Source organism: Streptomyces hainanensis (assembly GCF_004348415.1).
In the GTDB taxonomy this organism is placed as follows: Bacteria; Actinomycetota; Actinomycetes; order Streptomycetales; family Streptomycetaceae; genus Streptomyces; species Streptomyces hainanensis.
The window spans coordinates 1-6,082 of the sequence record NZ_SMKI01000460.1; the positions used below are offsets into that span (position 1 = coordinate 1).

Genomic DNA, 6,082 nt, shown 5'->3' on the forward strand with positions numbered 1-6,082 from the left:
GGGTGGAGGGGCGCTGGTCGGCGTCGTAGCCCCAGGACTTGCGGCTGATGGCGAACTCGGTCCAGGGCCGGAAGTCGGTGGCGTCGGTGAGGACCTGGTAGCCCATGAACTCGGCGAACGACTCGTTGAGCCAGGTGTCGTCCCACCAGCGGAGGGTGACGAGGTCGCCGAACCACATGTGGGCCATCTCGTGGGCGATGACGACGCCGCGCACCTCGCGCTGGGTGTCGGTGACGGCGGAGCGGAACACGTACTCGTCGCGGAGGGTGACGAGGCCGGGGTTCTCCATGGCGCCGGCGTTGAACTCGGGGACGAACGCCTGGTCGTAGGAGTCGAACGGGTAGGGCTCGTCGAAGAGTTCGTGGTAGCGGTCGAAGCAGCGGCGGGTGATGTCGAGGATCTCCTCGGCGTCCTTGTCGAGGTGCGCGGCGAGGGAGCGCCGGGTGTGGATGCCGAAGGGCAGGCCGGCGTGCTCGGTGCGGACCGAGTGGTAGGGGCCGGCGGCGACGGCCATGAAGTAGGTGGAGATCGGCGGGGTGGTGGCGCAGCGCCAGCGCCCGGGGTTCTCCTCGGTGGCGATGCCGTTGCCGAGCACGGTCCAGCCGACGGGCGCGGTGACGGTGAGGTCGAAGGCGGCCTTGAGGTCGGGCTGGTCGAAGGCGGCGAAGACGAGGGGGCCCTCGGTCATGCAGCACATGCTGTAGAGGTAGGTGAGGCCGTCCTCCGGGTCGGTGAAGCGGTGGACGCCCTCGCCGGTGCGGGAGTAGGGCATGTCGGCGTGGACGAGCAGTTCGTGCTCGCCGGCGGTGAGGGCGCGCAGCGGGAGCCGCCCGGCGACGAGGGTGGCGGGGTCGAGCGGGCGCCCGTCGAGGGTGGCCTCGCGGAGGGTGGTGGGCCGCAGTTCGACGAAGGTGTCGCCCGGCCGGCGCGCGGTGAACCGGATCCGGGTGGTCGAGGGGAAGGTGTCGGCGCCGTCGGCGGCGAGGCCGAAGTCGAGATCGACCGTGTAGTGGTGGACGTCGAGCAGCGCCGCACGCGTGTCGGCTTCGATGCGGGTGAGGGAGGTGGTCCCGGTGGGTGTCGCCATGGGGGTCATGCTGCCGCAACGCAGGTGGCGACGCAGTCGCTTTTGCCCGCGGTCCGGGCCGTTCCGGCCGGTCAGGTGGGCTCGGGGTCGTGGTCGTCCGCAGCGCCCCTGGCGATGGTCTCGTGGTGCCTGATGACCTCGGCGATCACGAAGGTGAGCAGCTTCTCCGCGAAGGCCGGGTCGAGCTTGGCGTTCTCGGCGAGTTCGCGGAGCCTGGCGATCTGTCGGGCCTCGCGGGCCGGGTCGGCGGCGGGAAGGCTGTGGTCGGCCTTGAGCCGGCCGACGCGCTGGGTGCACTTGAAGCGTTCGGCGAGCATGTGGACCACGGCGGCGTCGATGTTGTCGATGCTGTCGCGCAGCGCGGACAGCTCCGCGCGAACGCTCTCGTCGAGCTCGGTGCTGCTGCTGTTCATACCGCGAAGCCTATGCTGCGAACATGATCGCGACTCTGCAGTGCACGGTGATCGACTGTCCGGAGCCGGCGGCCCTGGCGGGCTTCTACCGGGAGATCCTGGGTGGTGAGGTGGACGACTCGGATCCGGACTGGGTCTGGCTGGCGCCGCCGGCGGGCGCCAGGTTCGCCTTCCAGCGGGTGTACGGCGAGTACCGGCCGCCGCGTTGGCCCGACCCCGAGCACCCGCAGCAGTTCCACCTCGACTTCGACGTGCCGGGGATCGAGGACATGGCGGCGGCGCAGGAGCGCGTGCTGGCGCTCGGCGCCACGCTGCTGCACGACAGCGGCGGGGAACGGAGCGGGTTCCGGGTCTACGCGGACCCGGCGGGGAAGCCCTTCTGCCTCTGCTACGGGCAGGGGTGAGCGCGGGCCATGGTGGAGGTGGGGACGGCGGCGCCGCACGACGAGGCGATACGCCGGCTGGCCGGGCGCTGGTTGGCGCGGGTCGCGGCCGACGAGGGGACGCGGCGGGCCGGCGGGGACTTCGCGTGCTCGCCGGCCGGACTCTGGCTGGCGCTGACCGCCGTCGCGGGCGGCGCGGCGGGTGCGACGGCGGCGGAACTGCGCGGCCTGCTGGGGGTGGCGGGCCAGGACGCGGCGGCGGCCGCCACGGCGGTGGCGCGGCGGCTCGGGCGTTGCGACGCGCTGTCGGCGGTGACCGGCGTCTGGGCCAGGACGCCGCTCTACCGCGCGTACCGCGAGTCGTTGCCCGACATCGGTTTCGGGCAGCTCGGCCCCGAGGCCGCGGCGGAGCTCGACCGCTGGGTGCGGGCGGCCAGCGGCGGGATGGTCGAGCGGCTGCCGGTGACGTTGTCGCCCGACGTGCTGCTGGTGCTGGTGAACGTGCTGGCGTTCAGGGCCCGTTGGGAGTCGCCGTTCGCGCCGGCCGCGACGCGCCCCGCGCCGTTCACCGACGCCGGCGGGCAGCGGCACGAGGTGCCGACCATGCGGACGTTCCTCTCGCCGGCGGACGCCTGGCGGGTGGCCGGCGACGGCGGGCCGGTCGACGTGGCGCAGTTGCGCTGCGCGGTGGGGGCCGGCGAGGGCCGGCCCGCCGTGGTGCGCTGCGTGCTGGGCGCGCCCGGCGCGCCGGCCGCGTCGGTGCTGCCGGCGGCGTGGGCCGCGCCGGGGGCGCGCGCCGGGGTGGTGGCCGACCGGGTGCGGGTGCTGCTGCCGCGGCTGACGCTGCGGTCCCGGCTGGCGGTGCTTCCGCACCTGTCGGCCCTCGGGGTGCGGCTCGCGACGTCGGAGCTCGCCGACTTCTCGGCGCTCTCGCCCGAGCCGCTGAGCGTCGGCGAGGTCGCCCAGGAGTGCGTGGTGGCGCTGGCCGAGGAGGGCGTGCGGGCGGCGGCCGTGACCGTCGTGCCGATGGCGGCGGGCGCCGCGCCACGCCCGGCACGGGTCCACGAGCTGGCGTTCGACCGCCCGTTCGGCGTCGTCGTGTTGGACGGCGAAGGATCGGTGCCGCTGTTCACGGCCTGGCAGGCGACCGCGCCGGCCGGCGCGTGAGCGGCCCGGCGGGCGGCCAGGTCAGCGGATGGCGCCGGCGGCCAGGCCGCCGGCGAGGCGGCGCTGCACGAGGACGAAGAACACCAGCACCGGCAGGGTGATCAGGGTGGAGCCGGCCATGACGGCGCCCCAGTCGGTGCTGTACTGGCCGAAGAAGCGGTGCAGCCCGACCGCCGCCGTGTACTTGCTGTCGTCCTGCATGAAGACGAACGCGAAGACGAACTCGTTCCAGGCGACGATGAACGCGAAGATGCTGGTGGCGACGAGTCCCGGGGCGACGAGCGGCAGCAGCACGCTGGAGAACATCCGCCACCAGCCGCAGCCGTCCAGGTAGGCGGCCTCCTCGACCTCCTTCGGGACGGTGGCGACGAAGCCCCGCAGCGTCCAGATGGCGAACGGCAGCGAGAACGCCAGGTAGACGATGGTCAGCCCGAGGAGGCTGTTGAGGAGTTCCAGGCTGCGCATCTGGAGGAAGAGCGGGATCACCAGCGCTTCCAGCGGCACCATCTGCACGACCAGGATCATCACCAGGACCTTGGTGCGCAGCCGGAACTGGAAGCGGGCGACGGCGATGGCGGCGAACAGCGCGAGCGCCCCGGAGAGCAGCACGGTCCCGACCCCGACGAGCGCGGAGTTGACGAGGTACTGGCCGAACTCCCCCGTGTCGAAGACGTAGCGGAAGTGGTCGAGGGTGAACCCGGAGGGCAGGACGGCGGATCCACGGTGGTCGGCGCCGGGATCGAAGGCCGAGGAGACCATCCAGTAGACGGGGAACAACGTGAAGCAGAGCAGCGCGGCGACGGCCACGCCGAGCCAGAGCCGCCCGGCCGTCGAGGTGCGGTTCACAGGTGGTCCCTCTCGTTGGACAGCGCCCTGACGTAGGCCACGGTGATGCCCAGCAGCAGCAGCGTCAGCAGCACCGCGATGGCGGAGCCCATGCCGTACTGGTTGCGGCTGAAGGACTGGATGTAGGACCAGACGCCGAGGTTCAGCACCTCCGGGTTGGAACCGGCGCCGCCCGGCATCAGGTAGATCTGGGCGAAGACCTTGAAGTCCCAGATGGTCGACAGGATGGTGACCACGAGGAAGACGGGCCTGATGGTGGGGACGGTGACGTTCCAGAACCGCTGCCAGGCGTTGGCGCCGTCCATCAGGGCGGCCTCCGGCAGCTCCCTCGGGATGGTGAGCAGCGCCGCGTAGACGGTGATGGCCACGAAGGGGAAGCCGTGGTGGACGACGTTGAGCGCGGCGATGGCGTAGAAGGACCAACGGTCCGTGAACCAGTTGGTCTCCCGGGGCTCGATCGCGCCCAGGCCGTCGAGGCCGCCGCTGACGACGCCGTTGAGCGGGTCGAAGATCCAGACCCAGACGTAGGTGCCGGTGACGGCCGGCATGGCCCAGGCCATCATGACCACGCTGGAGCAGATGATCCGCCAGACGCGGCCGAGGCGTTGCAGGAGCAGCGCGACGAGCGTGCCGACGACCACGGTGGCCAGCACGCAGACCACGGCGAACAGCACGGTGTTGGGCAGCACCGTCCGCCAGAGGAACGAGTCGCCCAGGATCTCGCGGTAGTTGCCGAGGCCGATGTAGTTGCTCTCACCGGTGTTGATCTGCCGGAGGCCGTAGTCCTGGAACGAGAGCAGCAGCACCCGCACCAGCGGCCAGAACAGCAGGACGGCCAGGACCGCGAGGGCGGGCGCGAGGAGCAGCCAGGGGCGGAGGGCGCGCAACCGGGCCGCACGCCTGGCCGCGGCGGCGCGCGGGCCCGCGGGGGCGCCGGCCGGGGCCGGCGCCCGCTCGGGGTCCTTCCTGGTGAGCTCAGCCGCCAAAGGTCTGATCCATGGCCGCCGCGGCGTCGTCGGCCGCTTGCTGAACGCTCTTGTCACCGGAGAGGATCGACTGGAGCATCTGCGGGATGAGCTGCTCGCCCTGGATGGCGCCGTACGCCTCGGTCACGGGCACGCTGGCCCCGGCCTCGCCCATCTGCTGGGCGAACGGCGCGACCAGCGGGTCCTGTTCCTGCTGCACGGCCTCCAACAGGGACTGCTGCCCCGGGAAGTAGCCCGACGCGTCGGCCCACTGGGTGGCGAGGTCGCCGGTGGTCATCAACTGGATGAGCTGCCAGGCGAGTTCGGGCTCGTCGCTGCTGAAGTCGCCGAGCAGCGAGCCGCCGACGAACGACGGGCTGAAGCCGCTCTCCTGACCGGGGAGCGGCACGACGCCGATCCGGTCGGCCCAGGAGGCGTCGTCGGCGATCAGGGTGTTGACGGTCCAGTTGCCGTTGATGACCATGGCGGCCTCGCCGTTCTGGAAGCTCTCCAGCTGGTCGGTCTCCAGCCAGGTGCTGGCGGCGGCCACCGACAGGTCGTCCTCGGTGGCGAGCGAGGTGTAGAACTCGATGCCCTCGACGGCCTCGGGCGAGTTGATGGTGGAGGCCCACCGCCCGTCGGAGCCCTGCTCGGCTATCTCGCCGCCGGCGCCCCAGATGAACGCGTCCACGCTGTACTCGCCGCCGCCGATGACGGGGAACGGGATCATGTCCGGCTCCAGCTCCCTGAGCTGAATCGCCACCTCCCGCAACTCCTCCCAGGTGGTGGGCGGTTGCAGGTCGTGCTCGGCGAAGACGTCGGCCCGGTACATCAGCGACCTGGTACCGGCGTACCACGGCATGCCGTAGACGGCACCGTCCACCGTGGCCGCCTCCTCGAGGGCGGGCACCAGGTCGTCGGCGAGCCCGCTCTCCTCGATCTGGCCCGCGATGTCGCTGAGCGCCCCGGCCGCGCCGAACTCGGGCGCCCAGGTGCTGCCGATCTCCGCCACGTCGGGCAGTTCACCGCCGGCCATGGCGGTGGTGATCCGGTCGTGGGCGTCGGCCCACTGGATGAACTGCACGTCGAGCCGGGCGCCGGTCTGCTCCTCGAACGCGGCCTGGAGATCCGCGACATAGGGATCCGCGTCCGGGTTCGTTCCCTCCATGATCCACAGCTCGACGGTCGTGCCCTCGCCCGACCCGTCCCCCTCGTCGTCCC

At 72.1% G+C, this 6,082-nt stretch carries 7 protein-coding genes; 2 read left to right on the plus strand and 5 right to left on the minus strand.

The window, feature by feature from the left end:
- Both E1283_RS30030 and E1283_RS30035 read right to left on the minus strand, forming a co-directional pair.
- Positions 1–1,087 (minus strand): M1 family metallopeptidase (locus tag E1283_RS30030; protein WP_243745204.1); only part of this gene is annotated, 1,087 nt, incomplete at its 3' end.
- Between the two features lie 71 nt (positions 1,088–1,158).
- Entirely contained in the window at positions 1,159–1,500 is a 342-nt protein-coding gene (locus E1283_RS30035) for a chorismate mutase (RefSeq protein WP_132821322.1), read from the minus strand.
- Between the two features lie 23 nt (positions 1,501–1,523).
- Here E1283_RS30035 and E1283_RS30040 point away from each other — a divergent pair, with 23 nt between their 5' ends.
- Together E1283_RS30040 and E1283_RS30045 are read left to right on the plus strand one after the other, a co-directional pair.
- On the plus strand, positions 1,524–1,904 hold the full coding sequence (locus E1283_RS30040; RefSeq protein WP_132821323.1) for a VOC family protein: 381 nt from the start codon (positions 1,524–1,526) through the stop codon (positions 1,902–1,904).
- A 9-nt stretch (positions 1,905–1,913) separates the two neighbouring features.
- The gene (locus E1283_RS30045; protein ID WP_132821324.1) at positions 1,914–3,050 is read left to right on the plus strand and encodes a serpin family protein; all 1,137 of its coding nucleotides are present in this window, start codon (positions 1,914–1,916) and stop codon (positions 3,048–3,050) included.
- A gap of 21 nt (positions 3,051–3,071) precedes the next feature.
- On the opposite strand, the gene E1283_RS30050 is transcribed toward E1283_RS30045, so the two are convergent.
- From E1283_RS30050 to E1283_RS30060, 3 genes are all read right to left on the minus strand, one after another.
- Positions 3,072–3,896, minus strand: coding sequence for a carbohydrate ABC transporter permease (locus tag E1283_RS30050; RefSeq protein WP_132821325.1), 825 nt, complete (start codon positions 3,894–3,896; stop codon positions 3,072–3,074).
- Positions 3,893–4,882, minus strand: coding sequence for a carbohydrate ABC transporter permease (locus E1283_RS30055; RefSeq protein ID WP_132821326.1), 990 nt, complete (start codon positions 4,880–4,882; stop codon positions 3,893–3,895). The genes E1283_RS30050 and E1283_RS30055 overlap by 4 nt, the downstream gene beginning before the upstream one ends.
- Positions 4,872–6,082: extracellular solute-binding protein (locus E1283_RS30060; protein ID WP_132821327.1), on the minus strand; the 1,211-nt coding region annotated here is incomplete at its 5' end. The genes E1283_RS30060 and E1283_RS30055, both read right to left, overlap by 11 nt.

Excerpts from the sequence above, each read along its gene's own strand:
- E1283_RS30035 (WP_132821322.1), bottom strand. The coding sequence starts at position 1,500 with ATGAACAGCAGCAGCACCGAGCTCGACGAGAGCGTTCGCGCGGAGCTG.
- E1283_RS30040 (WP_132821323.1), top strand. The coding sequence starts at position 1,524 with ATGATCGCGACTCTGCAGTGCACGGTGATCGACTGTCCGGAGCCGGCG.
- E1283_RS30045 (WP_132821324.1), top strand. The coding sequence starts at position 1,914 with ATGGTGGAGGTGGGGACGGCGGCGCCGCACGACGAGGCGATACGCCGG.